The 15,160-nt window shown below is 60.4% G+C and carries 16 protein-coding genes; 11 read left to right on the plus strand and 5 right to left on the minus strand.

Going from position 1 to position 15,160, the window contains the following annotated elements; translation table 11 throughout:
- Window positions 1–83: 83 nt before the first annotated feature.
- The 3 genes from BUE92_RS12200 to BUE92_RS12210 all read right to left on the minus strand — a co-directional run bounded on the left by BUE92_RS12200 (window position 84) and on the right by BUE92_RS12210 (window position 3,450).
- Complete coding sequence (locus BUE92_RS12200) at window positions 84–983, minus strand: acyltransferase (protein WP_073523920.1); 900 nt, start codon at window positions 981–983, stop codon at window positions 84–86.
- Entirely contained in the window at window positions 984–3,083 is a 2,100-nt protein-coding gene (pta, locus tag BUE92_RS12205) for a phosphate acetyltransferase (protein ID WP_003188396.1), read from the minus strand.
- A 79-nt stretch (window positions 3,084–3,162) separates the two neighbouring features.
- Entirely contained in the window at window positions 3,163–3,450 is a 288-nt protein-coding gene (locus tag BUE92_RS12210; RefSeq protein WP_143169981.1) for a DUF3565 domain-containing protein, read from the minus strand.
- On the opposite strand from BUE92_RS12210, the gene BUE92_RS12215 reads away from it, so the two are divergent.
- Window positions 3,449–3,934, plus strand: coding sequence for an FKBP-type peptidyl-prolyl cis-trans isomerase (locus BUE92_RS12215; RefSeq protein ID WP_073523924.1), 486 nt, complete (start codon window positions 3,449–3,451; stop codon window positions 3,932–3,934). The two genes, BUE92_RS12210 and BUE92_RS12215, sit on opposite strands and share 2 nt — an antisense overlap.
- A gap of 264 nt (window positions 3,935–4,198) precedes the next feature.
- Here the strand turns inward: BUE92_RS12215 and rpsT are convergent, their stop codons facing one another.
- Window positions 4,199–4,477, minus strand: coding sequence for a 30S ribosomal protein S20 (gene rpsT / locus BUE92_RS12225; RefSeq protein WP_003188401.1), 279 nt, complete (start codon window positions 4,475–4,477; stop codon window positions 4,199–4,201).
- A gap of 253 nt (window positions 4,478–4,730) precedes the next feature.
- Here rpsT and murJ point away from each other — a divergent pair, with 253 nt between their 5' ends.
- The 6 genes from murJ to ispH all read left to right on the plus strand — a co-directional run bounded on the left by murJ (window position 4,731) and on the right by ispH (window position 12,250).
- Window positions 4,731–6,269: a murein biosynthesis integral membrane protein MurJ gene (gene murJ / locus BUE92_RS12235; RefSeq protein ID WP_073523928.1), complete on the plus strand. Its 1,539-nt coding sequence runs from the start codon at window positions 4,731–4,733 to the stop codon at window positions 6,267–6,269.
- A 119-nt stretch (window positions 6,270–6,388) separates the two neighbouring features.
- The gene (gene ribF / locus BUE92_RS12240; protein ID WP_003188404.1) at window positions 6,389–7,327 is read left to right on the plus strand and encodes a bifunctional riboflavin kinase/FAD synthetase; all 939 of its coding nucleotides are present in this window, start codon (window positions 6,389–6,391) and stop codon (window positions 7,325–7,327) included.
- Between the two features lie 14 nt (window positions 7,328–7,341).
- Window positions 7,342–10,173, plus strand: a complete 2,832-nt coding sequence (gene ileS, locus BUE92_RS12245; protein WP_073523930.1) for an isoleucine--tRNA ligase — start codon at window positions 7,342–7,344, stop codon at window positions 10,171–10,173.
- Window positions 10,166–10,678: a signal peptidase II gene (gene lspA / locus BUE92_RS12250; RefSeq protein WP_003188406.1), complete on the plus strand. Its 513-nt coding sequence runs from the start codon at window positions 10,166–10,168 to the stop codon at window positions 10,676–10,678. The genes ileS and lspA overlap by 8 nt, the downstream gene beginning before the upstream one ends.
- A gap of 7 nt (window positions 10,679–10,685) precedes the next feature.
- Complete coding sequence (locus BUE92_RS12255) at window positions 10,686–11,123, plus strand: FKBP-type peptidyl-prolyl cis-trans isomerase (protein WP_171905470.1); 438 nt, start codon at window positions 10,686–10,688, stop codon at window positions 11,121–11,123.
- A 179-nt stretch (window positions 11,124–11,302) separates the two neighbouring features.
- Window positions 11,303–12,250: a 4-hydroxy-3-methylbut-2-enyl diphosphate reductase gene (ispH, locus tag BUE92_RS12260; RefSeq protein ID WP_073523931.1), complete on the plus strand. Its 948-nt coding sequence runs from the start codon at window positions 11,303–11,305 to the stop codon at window positions 12,248–12,250.
- On the opposite strand, the gene BUE92_RS12265 is transcribed toward ispH, so the two are convergent.
- Window positions 12,204–12,785 carry a GspH/FimT family pseudopilin gene (locus BUE92_RS12265; RefSeq protein WP_073523932.1) on the minus strand — a complete coding sequence of 194 codons (582 nt, stop codon included), beginning with the start codon at window positions 12,783–12,785 and terminating at the stop codon, window positions 12,204–12,206. The two genes, ispH and BUE92_RS12265, sit on opposite strands and share 47 nt — an antisense overlap.
- A gap of 197 nt (window positions 12,786–12,982) precedes the next feature.
- On the opposite strand from BUE92_RS12265, the gene pilV reads away from it, so the two are divergent.
- Genes pilV through BUE92_RS12285 form a run of 4 tightly spaced genes read left to right on the plus strand, consistent with a single transcriptional unit; the run spans window position 12,983 to window position 15,121 of the window.
- Window positions 12,983–13,462, plus strand: coding sequence for a type IV pilus modification protein PilV (gene pilV / locus BUE92_RS12270; protein WP_073523933.1), 480 nt, complete (start codon window positions 12,983–12,985; stop codon window positions 13,460–13,462).
- Window positions 13,462–14,169, plus strand: a complete 708-nt coding sequence (locus BUE92_RS12275) for a PilW family protein (RefSeq protein ID WP_073523934.1) — start codon at window positions 13,462–13,464, stop codon at window positions 14,167–14,169. Before pilV ends, BUE92_RS12275 begins: the two co-directional genes overlap by 1 nt.
- A gap of 5 nt (window positions 14,170–14,174) precedes the next feature.
- The gene (locus BUE92_RS12280) at window positions 14,175–14,705 is read left to right on the plus strand and encodes a pilus assembly PilX family protein (RefSeq protein WP_073523935.1); all 531 of its coding nucleotides are present in this window, start codon (window positions 14,175–14,177) and stop codon (window positions 14,703–14,705) included.
- An 11-nt stretch (window positions 14,706–14,716) separates the two neighbouring features.
- Window positions 14,717–15,121 (plus strand): type IV pilin protein, encoded by a 405-nt coding sequence (locus tag BUE92_RS12285; protein ID WP_073523937.1) that lies wholly within the window; start codon window positions 14,717–14,719, stop codon window positions 15,119–15,121.
- The last annotated feature ends 39 nt before the right edge of the window (window positions 15,122–15,160 follow it).

Here is a 15,160-nt window from a genome sequence, read left to right on the forward strand (position 1 = left end):
GACTGTCAGTTTATTTATCCTTAGCTGATGCACCGCTATCGCAGGCAAGCCAGCTCCCACATTAAATTGCATCCACATGTTGATCAGCGGCTGGCCGGAAAGTCTTTGTGAAGCTGCTCCAGAAATGCATCCTTGTCTTGCCACAACTGGTTGATCCAGCCCTGGAACGCCAACCGATAGTCCCCATCCTGCTCATAATTCTTGCCGATGAACTCAGCCGGGATCTGCACCTCTTCAAAGTGCACCACCACGTCCTTCACGTTGCCGCACAGCAAATCCCAATAACCTGGGCGCCCGCCGGGGTAGTGGATGGTCACATTGACCAGTGATTTGAGCTGCTCGCCCATGGCATCCAGCACAAACGCAATACCGCCCGCCTTGGGTTTAAGCAGGTAGCGAAACGGTGACTGCTGCTGCGCATGCTTGCCCGGCGTAAAGCGCGTGCCTTCAGCAAAGTTGAAAATCCCCACGGGGTTGTCGCGAAACTTCGCACAGGTCTTGCGCGTGGTTTCCAGGTCTTTGCCTTTCTTCTCCGGGTGCTTCTCCAAATAAGCCTTGCTGTAGCGCTTCATGAAGGGAAAGCCCAGCGCCCACCACGCCAGGCCAATCACAGGTACCCAGATCAGCTCTTGCTTGAGGAAGAACTTCAGCGGGCGAATGCGCCGATTGAGCACATACTGCAACACCATGATGTCGACCCAGCTCTGATGGTTGCTGGTCACCAGGTACGAGTGCTGGTAGTCCAGGCCCTCAAGGCCAGTCAGGTGCCAGCGTGTGCGCCGCACCAGGTTCATCCAGCCCTTGTTGTTGGTGACCCAGGCTTCGTGGGTGTGGTTCATCAGCCATTCGCTCAGGCGCTTGGCGAACGGCAGCGCCTTGAACAGCGCGACGATAAACAGGAACGAACACAGCAGGATCGTGTTCAGCGCCAGCAACAGCGAAGCGATCACCCCGCGCACGGCGGCAGGTAGAAAATCCAGCATTTAGATATCCATGGGTCGGTTGGCGGCTTGGATCGCCGTCAGGGCGATGGTGTACACGATGTCGTCCACCTGGGCGCCACGTGGCAGGTCATTGACCGGTTTGCGCAGGCCCTGGAGCATCGGCCCCAGGCTCACGCAATCGGCGCTGCGTTGTACGGCTTTGTGGGTAGTGTTGCCGGTGTTCAGGTCAGGGAACACAAAGACGGTGGCCTTGCCTGCCACCTGGCTGTTGGGCGCCAGTTGTCGGGCGACGTTTTCGTTGGCGGCGGCGTCGTATTGCAACGGGCCGTCGATCAGCAGCGAGCTTTGTTGTTCGTGGGCGAGCAGGGTGGCTTCGCGGACTTTTTCCACCTCCTCGCCGCTGGCCGAGTCACCGCTGGAATAGCTGATCATCGCCACCCGTGGCGTGATGCCGAACGCGGCTGCCGAGTCGGCGCTTTGCAGGGCGATTTCAGCCAGTTCCGCAGCGCTTGGGTGCGGGTTCATCACGCAGTCGCCGTACACCAGCACCTGCTCGGGGAACAGCATGAAGAACACCGACGACACCAGGGTGCAGCCCGGCGCGGTCTTGATCAACTGTAACGCGGGGCGAATGGTGTTGGCAGTAGAGTGGATCACGCCGGAGACCAGGCCATCCACTTCGTCGAGGGCGAGCATCATGGTGGCGATCACCACGGTGTCTTCCAGTTGTTGCTCGGCCATGGGCGCGTTGAGGCTTTTGCTCTTGCGCAAGGCGACCATTGGCTCCACGTAGCGTTGGCGAATCAGGTCCGGGTCGAGAATCTCCAGGCCTTCGGGCAGGTCAATACCTTGGGCGCGGGCAACGGCCTCCACATCCGCAGGCTTGGCCAGCAACACGCAACGGGCAATGCCACGGGCCTGGCAGATCGCGGCGGCCTGTACGGTCAGCGGCTCGCTGCCCTCGGGCAGCACGATACGTTTGTTGGCCGCCTGGGCGCGTTGGATCAACTGGTAACGGAACACCGCCGGCGACAGGCGCATCTCCCTTGGCGTGCCACAACGCTGGTGTAGCCAGCGTGCATCGAGGTGGCTGGCGACGAAGTCGGTGATGATTTCCGCACGCTCGCGGTCATCGATAGGGATTTCCTTGTTGAGGCTATTGAGCTGGTTGGCGGTGTCATAGGAGCCGGTGCTCACCGACAACACCGGCAACCCGGCCTGGAAGGCGCCTCGGCACAGATCCATGATGCGCGGGTCGGGCAGGGTATCGCTGGTCAGCAGCAGCCCGGCCAGCGGCACGCCATTGATGGCGGCCAGGCTGACGGCGAGGATGATGTCGTCGCGATCTCCCGGGGTCACTACCAACACACCGGGCTTGAGCAGCTCGACGGTGTTACGCATGGTGCGCGCGCAAATGATGATCTTGGTCATGCGCCGGCTTTCGTAGTCACCGGCGTTGAGGATCTGCGCGCCCATCAGGTCGGCCACGTCGCGGGTGCGCGGGGCATTCAGCTCGGGTTGGTAGGGGATGCAGCCGAGCAGCCGGAAATCACCGCTGCGCAACAGGGGCGAATGCTCTTTGAGGCGCGCCGAGAAGGCTTCCATGCTTTCGTCGGTGCGTACCTTGTTGAGGATTACGCCCAGCACTTTCGGGTCTTTGGGGCCGCCAAACAGTTGGGCCTGCAATTCCACACGGCCTGAAAGCTCGGTGAGCACTTCATTTTCCGGCGCCGAGACCAGGATCACTTCCGCGTCCAGGCTCTTGGCCAGGTGCAGGTTGACCCGTGCCGCGTAGCTGGCGCTGCGGGTCGGCACCATCCCTTCGACGATCAGCACGTCTTTGCCTACGGCTGCCTGTTGGTAAAGGGTGATGATCTCTTCGAGCAACTCATCGAGCTGGCCGTCGCCGAGCATGCGCTCTACATGGGCCAGGCCCAGGGGCTGCGGCGGTTTCAGGCCGTGGGTGCGTGCCACCAGCTCGGTGGAGCGTTCCGGCCCGGTATCGCCTGGGTGTGGCTGGGCTATGGGTTTGAAAAAACCGACTTTCAGGCCGGCCCGTTCCAGGGTGCGCACCAGCCCAAGGCTGATGGAGGTCAGGCCCACACCGAAATCGGTGGGCGCGATAAAAAAAGTCTGCATGCGAATTCTCTGGAGGTGCATGGCTTGGGTGGCGCTCTATGGGTGAGTGCCTACCGCGAATCAGGCGCCAAGGTTATCGTTATTCGTGCCCTTGCGCACACCAGCCGCACGCAAAGGCCTGGCCTATTTTTTCAAGGCGTTGCGCGGGGTCAAGCACCCAGACGCGCGACTGCCATGGCGGCTGGTGGCGCAGGTGCTGGGTGTGGCCGCAGGACAGCTCGGCCACCCAGTGCCCCTCGTCGTCCTGATGAAACCCCTGGATCGTGACCGTTGATCGGCCCCGTCCGTCCGGGTTCTGTTCGCTTTCGGGCAAATCCTTGTTTAGACTTGTCCGTTCTTCATTCTTATGCAAAAGGTCTCGCCCCATGATGATCGCCGCTAACAAGGCTGTCTCCATCGACTATACCCTGACCAACGACGCTGGTGAGGTCATCGACAGCTCCGCCGGCGGCGCGCCGCTGGTTTACCTGCAAGGCGCAGGCAACATCATCCCGGGCCTGGAAAAGGCTCTGGAAGGCAAGAACGTCGGTGACGAACTGACTGTCGCCGTAGAACCTGAAGATGCCTACGGCGAATACTCCGCCGAACTGGTCAGCACCTTGAGCCGCAGCATGTTCGAAGGCGTTGACGAGCTGGAAGTGGGCATGCAGTTCCACGCTTCCGCACCGGACGGCCAAATGCAGATCGTCACCATCCGCGACCTGGACGGCGACGACGTTACCGTTGACGGTAACCACCCTCTGGCTGGCCAGCGCCTGAACTTCCAAGTGAAGATCGTGGCCATCCGCGACGCTTCCCAGGAAGAAGTGGCTCACGGCCACGTCCACGGTGAAGGCGGTCATCACCATTGATTGATGTTTTGATCAAGTGGTAGCAAAAACGCCCCGACTGGTTCGGGGCGTTTTTTTTGCTCTGGACTCACTGTAGGAGCGAGCTTGCTCGCAAAAAACCTGAGAACCCCGCTGGGCGCCAGGCTTCCCGCGTCATCGTTAACGATCTTCGCGAGCAAGCTCGCTCCTACAGTTTTCAGGCACAAACAAAAATGCCCCGGACCTTTCGGTACGGGGCATTTCTTAACTGTTACACAGCCTGAGCTGCGTTGCAGTTGTTACCACTTAGGCTGCAGCAGGAACGCTCAGAGCCTTGATGTGGCCATTCAGGCGGCTCTTATGGCGAGCGGCCTTGTTCTTGTGGATGATGCCTTTATCGGCCATACGGTCGATAACAGGCACAGCCAGAACGTAAGCTGCTTGAGCTTTTTCAGCGTCTTTGGTGTCGATGGCTTTGACTACATTCTTGATGTAGGTGCGAACCATGGAACGCAGGCTGGCGTTGTGGCTGCGACGCTTCTCAGCCTGTTTTGCACGTTTTTTGGCGGAAGGTGTGTTGGCCACCGTCGAGCTCCTCGAAAGACTTTTTAGGAAATAGCAAACAAAATAGGCCGCGAATCATGCCGATGACTTGACGGGTTGTCAAGGGCGGCTGATGCGAACTGCTGAGTGGTCGATCTGAAGAGGCGGGTGATTTATTTCCGGCGCTTGACCTGTAAACTCGCGAGCTTTGGCTCTGTGCTGTTGCAGGCGCGCAGTATCGCATAAGTGGGCGCTTAGTTCGCCTGCTCTTTATCTATAGGCGCAAACTCTTTCAATGAATCTGCTCAAATCGTTGGCTGCCGTCAGCTCTATCACGATGATTTCCCGGGTATTGGGGTTCGTGCGTGACACCCTGCTGGCCCGCATCTTTGGCGCCAGCATGGCCACGGATGCGTTCTTTATTGCCTTTAAACTGCCCAACCTGTTGCGGCGGATCTTTGCCGAAGGCGCGTTTTCCCAGGCGTTCGTGCCGATCCTGGCCGAATACAAGACCCAGCATGGCGAGGAGGCGACTCGTACGTTCATTGCCTACGTCTCGGGTTTGCTGACGCTGGTGCTGATGCTGGTAACCATCGTCGGGATGCTCGCCGCGCCCTGGGTGATCTGGGCCACGGCGCCCGGTTTTGCCAATACGCCGGAAAAGTTCGCGCTGACCACTGATCTGCTGCGCGTGACCTTTCCTTATATATTGCTGATCTCCCTGTCGTCCCTGGCCGGGGCGATCCTCAATACCTGGAACCGTTTTTCGGTGCCGGCCTTTGTGCCGACCTTGCTGAACGTCAGCATGATTATTTTTGCGCTGTTTCTCACGCCGTACTTTGACCCGCCCGTCATGGCCCTGGGCTGGGCGGTGCTGGCCGGCGGCCTGGCGCAGTTGCTGTATCAACTGCCCCACCTGAAAAAAATCGGCATGCTCGTACTGCCGCGCCTGAACCTCAAGGACACCGGCGTCTGGCGCGTCATGCGCAATATGCTGCCGGCGATACTCGGGGTGTCGGTCAGTCAGATTTCCCTGATCATCAACACCGCGTTCGCCTCGTTGCTGGTCTCCGGCTCGGTGTCGTGGATGTACTACGCCGACCGCCTGATGGAATTGCCGTCCGGTGTGCTGGGCGTGGCATTGGGCACGATCCTGCTGCCGACCCTGGCGCGTACCTACGCCAGCAAGGATCGCCAGGAATACTCACGCATCCTCGATTGGGGCCTGCGCCTGTGCTTTCTGCTGGTGTTGCCGTGCGCCCTGGCCCTGGGCATCCTCGCCGAGCCGTTGACGGTCTCGCTGTTTCAATACGGGCAGTTCGACGCCCATGACGCCTTGATGACCCAGCATGCGTTGGTCGCCTACTCCGTCGGCCTGCTCGGCATTATCGTGATCAAGGTGCTGGCGCCCGGTTTCTACGCCCAGCAAAACATCCGCACCCCGGTGAAAATCGCGATTTTCACCCTGGTTGTCACGCAACTGCTCAACTTGGTGTTTATCGGCCCGCTGGCCCACGCCGGCCTGGCCTTGGCGATCAGCGCGGGTGCGTGCATCAACGCAGGCCTGCTGTTTTACCAATTGCGCAAACAACAGATGTACCAGCCACAGCCAGGCTGGGGCGTGTTTGCGTTCAAGTTACTGGTGGCGGTAGCCGCGATGTCGGTCGTGCTGTTTGGCCTGATGCACATCATGCCAGCCTGGGATCAAGGCAATATGCTGGAGCGCTTCATGCGCCTGGGCGTATTGGTAGTGGCGGGCGTGGTGGCGTACTTCGGGATGTTGCTGTTGCAGGGTTTTCGCCTGCGCGATTTCAATCGCAAGTCGCTGGGATAGCGAGTTTGCCGCGATAAAACAGGTGTTTTATCGATTCGACCCATTTGGCCTGTGCTGTTGCCTGTCGTCCGGGGCTGGGTGTGGTTATAATCGACCACTTTATGAGCAAGAAGCGCGTTATGCAGCTGGTTCGAGGTCTCCACAACCTGCGCCCCGAGCACCGGGGCTGCGTCGCCACTATTGGCAACTTTGACGGTGTTCACCGTGGCCACCAGGCTATCCTGGCTCGGCTGCGCGAGCGTGCGGTCGAGTTGGGCGTGCCCAGCTGCGTGGTGATTTTTGAGCCACAACCGCGGGAGTTCTTTACCCCAGAAACGGCGCCGGCCCGCTTGGCGCGCTTGCGGGACAAGTTGCAGCTGCTGGCGGAGGAGGGCGTGGACCGTGTCCTCTGCCTGGCTTTCAACCAGCGTTTGCGCAGCCTCAGCGCCGCCGAGTTCGTTGACCGCATCCTGGTCGATGGCCTGGGCGTGCAGCACCTGGAGGTCGGCGACGACTTCCATTTCGGTTGTGACCGGGTCGGGGATTTCGATTTCCTGCAACATGCCGGTGTCAATCAGGGTTTCACTGTCGAAGCCGCGCAAACCGTCGAACTGGACGGCCTGCGCGTGAGCAGCACCCAGGTGCGTAACGCCCTGGCCGCCGCCGACTTCGACCTGGCCGAGCGTTTGCTCGGTCGCCCGTTCCGCATTGCCGGGCGGGTATTGCACGGCCAGAAGCTGGCGCGCCAATTGGGCACGCCAACCGCCAACGTGCAACTCAAGCGCCGTCGTGTGCCGCTGACCGGGGTTTACCTGGTAAGCGTCGACATCGATGGCCAATCGTGGCCGGGAGTCGCCAATATAGGCGTCAGACCCACGGTTGCAGGTGATGGCAAGGCCCACCTGGAAGTTCACCTTTTGGATTTTGCCGGTGATTTATACGACCGGCGTTTGACGGTGGTTTTCCACCAGAAGCTGCGTGAAGAGCAGCGTTTCGCCTCCCTGGAGGCGTTGAAAACGGCGATCAATGCGGATGTCGCCGCCGCCCGTGCACTAGCCGCACCTAGCGCCCATCGCTAACCGAAGAGCCTTAAATGACCGACTATAAAGCCACGCTAAACCTTCCGGACACCGCCTTCCCAATGAAGGCCGGCCTGCCACAGCGCGAACCGCAGATCCTGCAGCGCTGGGACAGTATTGGCCTGTACGGAAAGTTGCGCGAAATTGGCAAGGATCGTCCGAAATTCGTCCTGCACGACGGCCCTCCTTATGCCAACGGCACGATTCATATCGGTCATGCGCTGAACAAGATTCTCAAGGACATGATCCTGCGCTCCAAGACCCTGTCGGGCTTCGACGCGCCGTATGTCCCGGGTTGGGACTGCCACGGCCTGCCGATCGAGCACAAAGTCGAAGTGACCTACGGCAAGAACCTGGGCGCGGATAAAACCCGCGAACTGTGCCGTGCCTACGCCGCCGAACAGATCGAAGGGCAGAAGTCCGAATTCATTCGCCTGGGTGTGCTGGGAGAGTGGGACAACCCCTACAAGACCATGAATTTCAAGAACGAGGCCGGTGAAATCCGCGCCTTGGCCGAAATCGTCAAGGGCGGTTTCGTGTTCAAGGGCCTCAAGCCCGTGAACTGGTGCTTCGACTGCGGTTCGGCCCTGGCCGAAGCGGAAGTGGAGTACGAAGACAAGAAGTCCTCGACCATCGACGTGGCCTTCCCGATCGCCGACGACGCCAAGCTGGCCGAGGCTTTCGGCCTGGCAAGCCTGGCCAAGCCGGCTGCCATCGTGATCTGGACCACCACCCCGTGGACCATCCCGGCCAACCAGGCGCTGAACGTGCACCCGGAATTCACCTACGCCCTGGTGGACGTCGGTGATCGCCTGCTGGTGCTGGCCGAAGAAATGGTCGAGCCGTGCCTGGCGCGTTACGCGCTGCAAGGTTCGGTAATCGCCACCACCACCGGTTCCGCGCTGGAGCTGATCAACTTCCGTCACCCGTTCTATGACCGTCTGTCGCCGGTGTACCTGGCTGACTACGTCGAGCTGGGTTCGGGTACTGGCATTGTTCACTGCTCGCCTGCCTATGGTGTGGACGACTTCGTGATCTGCAAGAAGTACGGCATGGTCAATGATGACATCATCAACCCCGTGCAGAGCAACGGCGTATACGTGCCTTCGCTCGAATTCTTTGGTGGCCAGTTCATCTTCAAGGCCGATCAACCGATCATCGACAAGCTGCGTGAAGTCGGTGCGTTGATGCAAACCGCCACCATCCAGCACAGCTACATGCATTGCTGGCGTCACAAGACCCCGCTGATCTACCGCGCTACAGCGCAGTGGTTTATCGGCATGGACAAAGAGCCGACCAGCGGCGACACCCTGCGTGTACGTTCGCTCAAAGCCATCGAAGACACCACTTTCGTCCCGGCGTGGGGCCAGGCGCGCCTGCACTCGATGATCGCCAACCGTCCGGACTGGTGCATCTCTCGCCAGCGTAACTGGGGCGTGCCGATTCCGTTCTTCCTGAACAAGGAAAGCGGTGAGCTGCACCCGCGCACCGTTGAGTTGATGGAAGTCGTGGCCCAGCGCGTTGAACAGGAAGGCATCGAAGCCTGGTTCAAGCTGGATGCCGTCGAGCTGCTGGGCGACGAAGCGCCGCTGTACGACAAGATCAGCGACACCCTCGACGTGTGGTTCGATTCGGGCACCACTCATTGGCACGTGCTGCGCGGCTCGCACCCGATGGGTCACGAGACCGGCCCGCGTGCCGACCTGTACCTGGAAGGCTCGGACCAACACCGTGGCTGGTTCCACTCGTCGTTGCTGACCGGTTGCGCCATCGACAACCACGCGCCGTACCGCGAGCTGCTGACCCACGGCTTCACCGTCGACGAGACGGGCCGCAAGATGTCCAAATCGCTGAAGAACGTGATCGAGCCGAAAAAGATCAACGACACCTTGGGCGCCGACATCATGCGTCTGTGGGTGGCTTCCACCGATTACTCGGGTGAAATCGCCGTGTCGGACCAGATCCTGGCCCGCAGCGCCGACGCCTACCGTCGTATCCGTAATACCGCGCGCTTCATGCTGTCGAACCTGACCGGCTTCAACCCGGCTACCGACCTGCTGCCGGCTGAAGACATGCTCGCCCTGGACCGTTGGGCCGTGGACCGTACCTTGTTGTTGCAGCGTGAGTTGCAGGAACACTACGGCGAATACCGCTTCTGGAATGTCTACTCCAAGATCCACAACTTCTGCGTGCAGGAGCTGGGCGGTTTCTACCTCGACATCATCAAGGACCGCCAGTACACCACCGGCGCCAACAGCAAGGCGCGCCGTTCGGCGCAGACCGCGCTGTACCACATCAGCGAAGCGCTGGTGCGCTGGATCGCACCGATCCTGGCGTTCACCGCCGACGAGCTGTGGGAATACCTGCCGGGCGAGCGTAACGAGTCCGTCATGCTCAACACCTGGTACGAAGGCCTGACCGAACTGCCGGCCGACTTCGAACTGGGCCGCGAGTACTGGGAAGGCGTCATGGCCGTCAAGGTTGCGGTGAACAAGGAACTGGAAGTCCAGCGTGCGGCCAAGGCCGTGGGTGGCAACCTGCAAGCCGAAGTCACCCTGTTTGCCGAGGACGGCCTGACCGCCGACCTGGCCAAGCTGAGCAACGAACTGCGCTTCGTGCTGATCACCTCCACCGCGAGCCTGGCACCTTTTGCCCAGGCCCCGGCTGATGCCGTGATCACCGAGGTGCCGGGCCTGAAGCTCAAGGTGGTGAAGTCGGCCTTCCCTAAATGCGCCCGTTGCTGGCACTGCCGTGAAGATGTCGGTGTGAACCCCGAGCATCCGGAAATCTGTGGTCGCTGTGTCGATAACATCAGCGGTGAAGGCGAGGTTCGCCACTATGCCTAATGCAGCCAGTCGTTTCGGACGTCTGGGCTGGCTCGTACTGAGCCTGCTGGTGCTGGTCATTGACCAGGTCAGCAAGGCTCACTTCGAGGGCTCCCTGGAAATGTTCCAGCAAATCGTGGTGATCCCGGATTACTTCAGCTGGACCCTGGCCTACAACACGGGCGCTGCCTTCAGCTTCCTCGCTGATGGCGGTGGCTGGCAGCGCTGGCTGTTCGCTGTGATCGCCGTGGTGGTCAGTGCCGTGCTGGTGGTGTGGCTCAAGCGCCTGGGTCGCGACGACACCTGGCTGGCCATCGCGCTGGCCCTGGTGTTGGGAGGTGCGCTGGGCAACCTGTATGACCGCATCGCCCTGGGCCATGTGATCGACTTCATCCTGGTGCATTGGCAGAACCGTCACTACTTCCCTGCGTTCAACTTTGCCGACAGCGCCATCACCGTCGGTGCAATCATGCTGGCGCTGGATATGTTCAAGAGCAAGAAAACCGGAGAAACCGTCAATGACTGATCAGGTATTGGCTGAGCAACGCATCGGCCAGAACACGGAAGTCACTTTGCATTTTGCATTGCGCCTGGAAAATGGCGACACGGTCGACAGCACCTTCGACAAAGCCCCGGCGACCTTCAAGGTTGGTGACGGTAACCTGCTGCCCGGTTTTGAAGCGGCGTTGTTCGGGTTCAAGGCGGGCGACAAGCGCAACCTGCAGATCCTGCCGGAAAACGCCTTCGGCCAACCCAACCCGCAAAACGTGCAGATCATCCCGCGTTCGCAGTTTGAAGGCATGGACCTGTCGGAAGGTTTGCTGGTGATCTTCAATGATGCGGCGAATACCGAATTGCCTGGTGTGGTTAAAGCCTTCGATGATGCGCAAGTGACCATCGACTTCAACCATCCGTTGGCCGGCAAGACGCTGACCTTTGACGTCGAGATTATCGGCGTCAAAGCGCTGTAACTGACCGTACACGGTCTAAAATGTGGGAGCGGGCTTGCTCGCGAATGAGCAGTGTCCGTCTCCGAGTTATCAGGCTGACCCACCGCATTCGCGAGCAAGCCCGCTCCCACCTTTGATCCCATTGCTCATACGGTCAGCGTCAAACCTGACCCAAGTGGCTGCAAGGCACGAGGCACAGCATGCAAATCAAACTCGCCAACCCCCGTGGCTTCTGCGCTGGCGTGGACCGGGCGATCGAAATCGTCAACCGCGCCCTGGAAGTCTTCGGGCCGCCGATTTATGTGCGCCACGAAGTCGTGCATAACAAGTTCGTGGTCGAAGACCTGCGCGCACGCGGTGCGATCTTTGTCGAAGAACTCGACCAGGTCCCCGACGACGTTATCGTCATCTTCAGTGCCCATGGCGTGTCCCAGGCCGTGCGTACCGAAGCGGCTGGCCGTGGCCTTAAAGTGTTCGATGCCACCTGTCCGCTGGTGACCAAGGTGCACATCGAAGTGGCGCGCTATAGCCGCGACGGTCGCGAATGCATCCTGATCGGCCATGCCGGTCACCCGGAGGTCGAAGGCACCATGGGCCAGTACGACGCCAGCAACGGCGGCGCCATCTACCTGGTGGAAGACGAAAAAGACGTTGCCAGCTTGCAGGTGCACAATCCCGACCGCCTGGCTTTCGTTACCCAGACCACCTTGTCCATGGACGATACCAGTCGCGTCATCGACGCCCTGCGCACGCGATTCCCGGCCATTGGCGGCCCACGCAAGGATGACATCTGCTACGCCACGCAAAACCGCCAGGATGCGGTCAAGCAACTGGCGAATGAGTGCGATGTAGTGCTGGTGGTCGGCAGCCCTAACAGTTCCAACTCCAACCGCTTGCGTGAGCTGGCCGAACGCATGGCCACACCGGCGTACCTGATCGACGGTGCCGAAGACATGCAGCGCAGCTGGTTCGATGGTGTCGAGCGTATCGGCATCACGGCGGGTGCCTCCGCTCCGGAAGTCCTGGTGCGCGGCGTGATCCAACAGTTGCAGGCCTGGGGCGCCACCGGCGCCGATGAGCTGGCGGGTCGTGAGGAAAACATTACGTTCTCCATGCCCAAGGAACTGCGGGTTCGCTCGCTGCTCTGACGGCCAAGCTGCTGGAATAGCCTCGGCATAATGCCTGTTCGGTCTTATCACTGCGCAGGCTCACGCGCCCGCTGGGGGCCAGCACCACCTGATACAGGCTCTGTGCCTGCTCCTTGTCACACACATGCACGGTGCCGGCACGAAATCCCCCGCCGGCGAACACTGGCTCCCCCAGGCCGCTGAAGCGCACCTGGCTCTTAACCGGGCCATTACCGGCGAGCGGCACGCGCCCATAGCTCTCGCGCTCCAGCAATACCGGATTGTCATCATCAAGGTGGCCGCGCCCACTCACATCCAGTATCACGCGCCATCCCAGGCTCCAGTCCTCGTCCTTTGCATGAATGACCACCGCCCGGTTGCGCGCGATGGCCTCGGTGCGTGCGTAGCGCAGCCCGGAGGCGAGTGCTTGGGCCGCGCTTTGTCGTTGCTGCGATTCAAGCAAACCCTTGAAACCGGGTACGGCCAGTTGCGCGAGAAAACTGGTGACGATCAGCCCCAGCAACATCTCAATCAGGGTGAATCCTTGTTGTTTCATGTGCGCTCCCTCCTTGGGCACGAGTGGGTTTTCTAGGTATAGCGCTTGGTCCGTGGCGCTGGATGATGGCCTTTATGTCCAAAGTATTTCCCTTTGTTCCGGGAGCAGCGCCGCTCGAAAACCGACGCTAGTCTTGGGTCGCACAGTAGGTCTTTGCCTGCTTTTTTCACCGGCCTTCGACATGGATGACGACGGAAATGCCAGCCTGCCAGAACCGATTCCTGCGCGTTGCGCACTCGCGCCAATCCGGCATGACGCTGGTCGAGGTGCTGGTAGCGCTGTTGATTTTGGCGATCGGCCTGATGGGCGCTGCGGTGCTGCAACTCAACGCGCTCAAGTACACCAACAGCGCCAGGATGACCAGCCAAGCCAGTTTTATTGCCTATGACATGCTCGACCGCATTCGCACCAATACTGGCGCCGATTACACATGGGGCAGGGCGGAGCTGGCGCCGCCCTACACTGCCACCGCAAGCGTGCGTGACCTCGACCTACACGATTTCGAGGCCAATATCACGGGTTTTGCCGGCGAGGATGCCAAAGGTTCAGTGGTGGTGAGCGGGCAAGAGGTCACCATCAGCATCAGTTGGGCAGATGCCCGGGCAGCAAACCGTCCAGGTGCGCGGGAGACCTTCACGCTGACCAGCCGCATCGGCACTGAACAGGGAGAGAGGTAATGAAGCGTCTTGCGCGAGGTTTCAGTCTGTTGGAAGTATTGCTGGCGCTTGCTATCGGGTTGGTCTTGATACTGGGGGCGAGCCAGATACTGATCAGTTCGCGGTTGACCCATGCCAGCCAGCAGGCCGCCATGCTGCTGCAGGATGATGCGCGATTTGTGCTGAGCAAGATCACCCAGGATATTCGCCAGGCAGGCATGCTGGGGTGTCTGGCCGTGGCCGCTATCGACAATGCTCCGGCTGCCTTTGATCGGCCGATAAGCTGGGAAGCGGCGGGGAGTGCGAAGTCACTGACGCTGGTGACCGCGAATGTCGGCGATGGCGTCGGCAAGCCTGACTGGACGGTGCTCTCCGACTGCAAGGAGGCTGCCCGGGCTTATGCCGGCACACCACCCGTTGTCGAGCCCGGCCAGCTTCGCTTTGGCATACGTCAACTTACCTACACCTACGAATCGGGCCAGTTGAAGATCAGTACTCCGGCAGCACCGGCCAGGGCAGTATTGATGGATAACGTACGGGCATTCGACGTCAGCTTCGGCATGGCGGCCACGTCGGTATCAACGGTTGTGGTGCGCTATGACAGCCATCCGGCCGATGAGTCGCTGATACGCAGCGTGCGCATCCTCATGACCCTTCAAGACCCCGCTGGGCGGGTGAAGGACCAAACCTACAGTGTCGTGGCGGCACTGCGAAATCGGCTGGGGTAGGGGCAATGACCATGCAGGGCGGTATTCAAATGCGGCAGGCCGGGACGGTGCTGCTGATCAGTCTGGTGTTCCTGTTGGTGCTGTCGCAGGTGGGGCTGTCCTCGATACAGGCTGCGGTCTCCCAGCAAAAAGTCGCGAGCAGTCTGTGGCATCGCAATCAGTCGTTTCAATCTGCCGAAAGCGGCCTGAGGTTGGGGGAGTCGACCGTGCAAAGGGTTGGCCAGGCGATGCCTGTCTGCCATTCGATCACCCGCTGTGCGCCGCCTGCTGAAGCTTTTTCCTTGACGGCGGCCGGGACGAACCCTGTCTCGGCGGTCACCTGGCTTGCCTTGAAGAATGGGTTTTATGGCATTCAATCCCTCGGGGAGGGTGAAGGGCTGGCTCATTTGCCGCCCCATTCCCTGGCCACGCTTTTTCGAGTCACTTCGGTCGGTCTCGCGGGGCAATCGCGCACGGTGCTGGAGACGGTCTATGCCCGTGTAGAGGAGGGCGGCCGCGTCAAGTTTCGACGGGTCTTATGGCGGCAACTTCAATAAGGAGCAATCGGATGGGCAAGGAGAGCCAGGGTTTTACCCTGATTGAGTTACTAAGCGTCGTGGCGATCATCGCGTTGCTGGCCGGGATTGCGTATCCCGGGTACCTCAGCCAGGTGAAGACGGTGTATCGGGCGCAGATCGTCGCGTTGTTGAGCGAACAGGCCCAGCACCTGGAGCGTTCCTATACGAGGAATGGCACTTTTATTGATGCAGGCGACGTCAGCGCGGGCAATGATCATTATAGAATCAGTGCCGTCCTCAACCCTCAGGATTTTGACCTGCTCGCCACACCCGCTGCGGACTCGGTCATGGCGAACGACGCGTGTGCAGCATTCAGCTTGACCAGCACCGGTATGCGCGGCAACCCGGGAGCGGGGCCTGAAATGTCGCCCAAGGTCTGCTGGGGGCAAGGATGAGCGTACTTGAAGCGTGGGCGCCGGGCGCGCCTTTCCCTG

Origin of the sequence: Pseudomonas fluorescens (assembly GCF_001902145.1) — a bacterium.
Taxonomy (GTDB): Bacteria; Pseudomonadota; Gammaproteobacteria; order Pseudomonadales; family Pseudomonadaceae; genus Aquipseudomonas; species Aquipseudomonas fluorescens_BV.

What these genes read in the sequence shown, in the direction of transcription:
- BUE92_RS12280 (WP_073523935.1), top strand. Translation starts at nt 14,175, where the DNA reads ATGACCATGCAGGGCGGTATTCAAATGCGGCAGGCCGGGACGGTGCTG.
- BUE92_RS12285 (WP_073523937.1), top strand. Translation starts at nt 14,717, where the DNA reads ATGGGCAAGGAGAGCCAGGGTTTTACCCTGATTGAGTTACTAAGCGTC.
- pilV (WP_073523933.1), top strand. Translation starts at nt 12,983, where the DNA reads ATGCCAGCCTGCCAGAACCGATTCCTGCGCGTTGCGCACTCGCGCCAA.
- ileS (WP_073523930.1), top strand. Translation starts at nt 7,342, where the DNA reads ATGACCGACTATAAAGCCACGCTAAACCTTCCGGACACCGCCTTCCCA.
- BUE92_RS12275 (WP_073523934.1), top strand. Translation starts at nt 13,462, where the DNA reads ATGAAGCGTCTTGCGCGAGGTTTCAGTCTGTTGGAAGTATTGCTGGCG.
- BUE92_RS12210 (WP_143169981.1), bottom strand. Translation starts at nt 3,450, where the DNA reads ATGGGGCGAGACCTTTTGCATAAGAATGAAGAACGGACAAGTCTAAAC.
- BUE92_RS12215 (WP_073523924.1), top strand. Translation starts at nt 3,449, where the DNA reads ATGATGATCGCCGCTAACAAGGCTGTCTCCATCGACTATACCCTGACC.
- ispH (WP_073523931.1), top strand. Translation starts at nt 11,303, where the DNA reads ATGCAAATCAAACTCGCCAACCCCCGTGGCTTCTGCGCTGGCGTGGAC.
- BUE92_RS12200 (WP_073523920.1), bottom strand. Translation starts at nt 983, where the DNA reads ATGCTGGATTTTCTACCTGCCGCCGTGCGCGGGGTGATCGCTTCGCTG.
- pta (WP_003188396.1), bottom strand. Translation starts at nt 3,083, where the DNA reads ATGCAGACTTTTTTTATCGCGCCCACCGATTTCGGTGTGGGCCTGACC.
- BUE92_RS12265 (WP_073523932.1), bottom strand. Translation starts at nt 12,785, where the DNA reads ATGAAACAACAAGGATTCACCCTGATTGAGATGTTGCTGGGGCTGATC.
- lspA (WP_003188406.1), top strand. Translation starts at nt 10,166, where the DNA reads ATGCCTAATGCAGCCAGTCGTTTCGGACGTCTGGGCTGGCTCGTACTG.
- murJ (WP_073523928.1), top strand. Translation starts at nt 4,731, where the DNA reads ATGAATCTGCTCAAATCGTTGGCTGCCGTCAGCTCTATCACGATGATT.
- ribF (WP_003188404.1), top strand. Translation starts at nt 6,389, where the DNA reads ATGCAGCTGGTTCGAGGTCTCCACAACCTGCGCCCCGAGCACCGGGGC.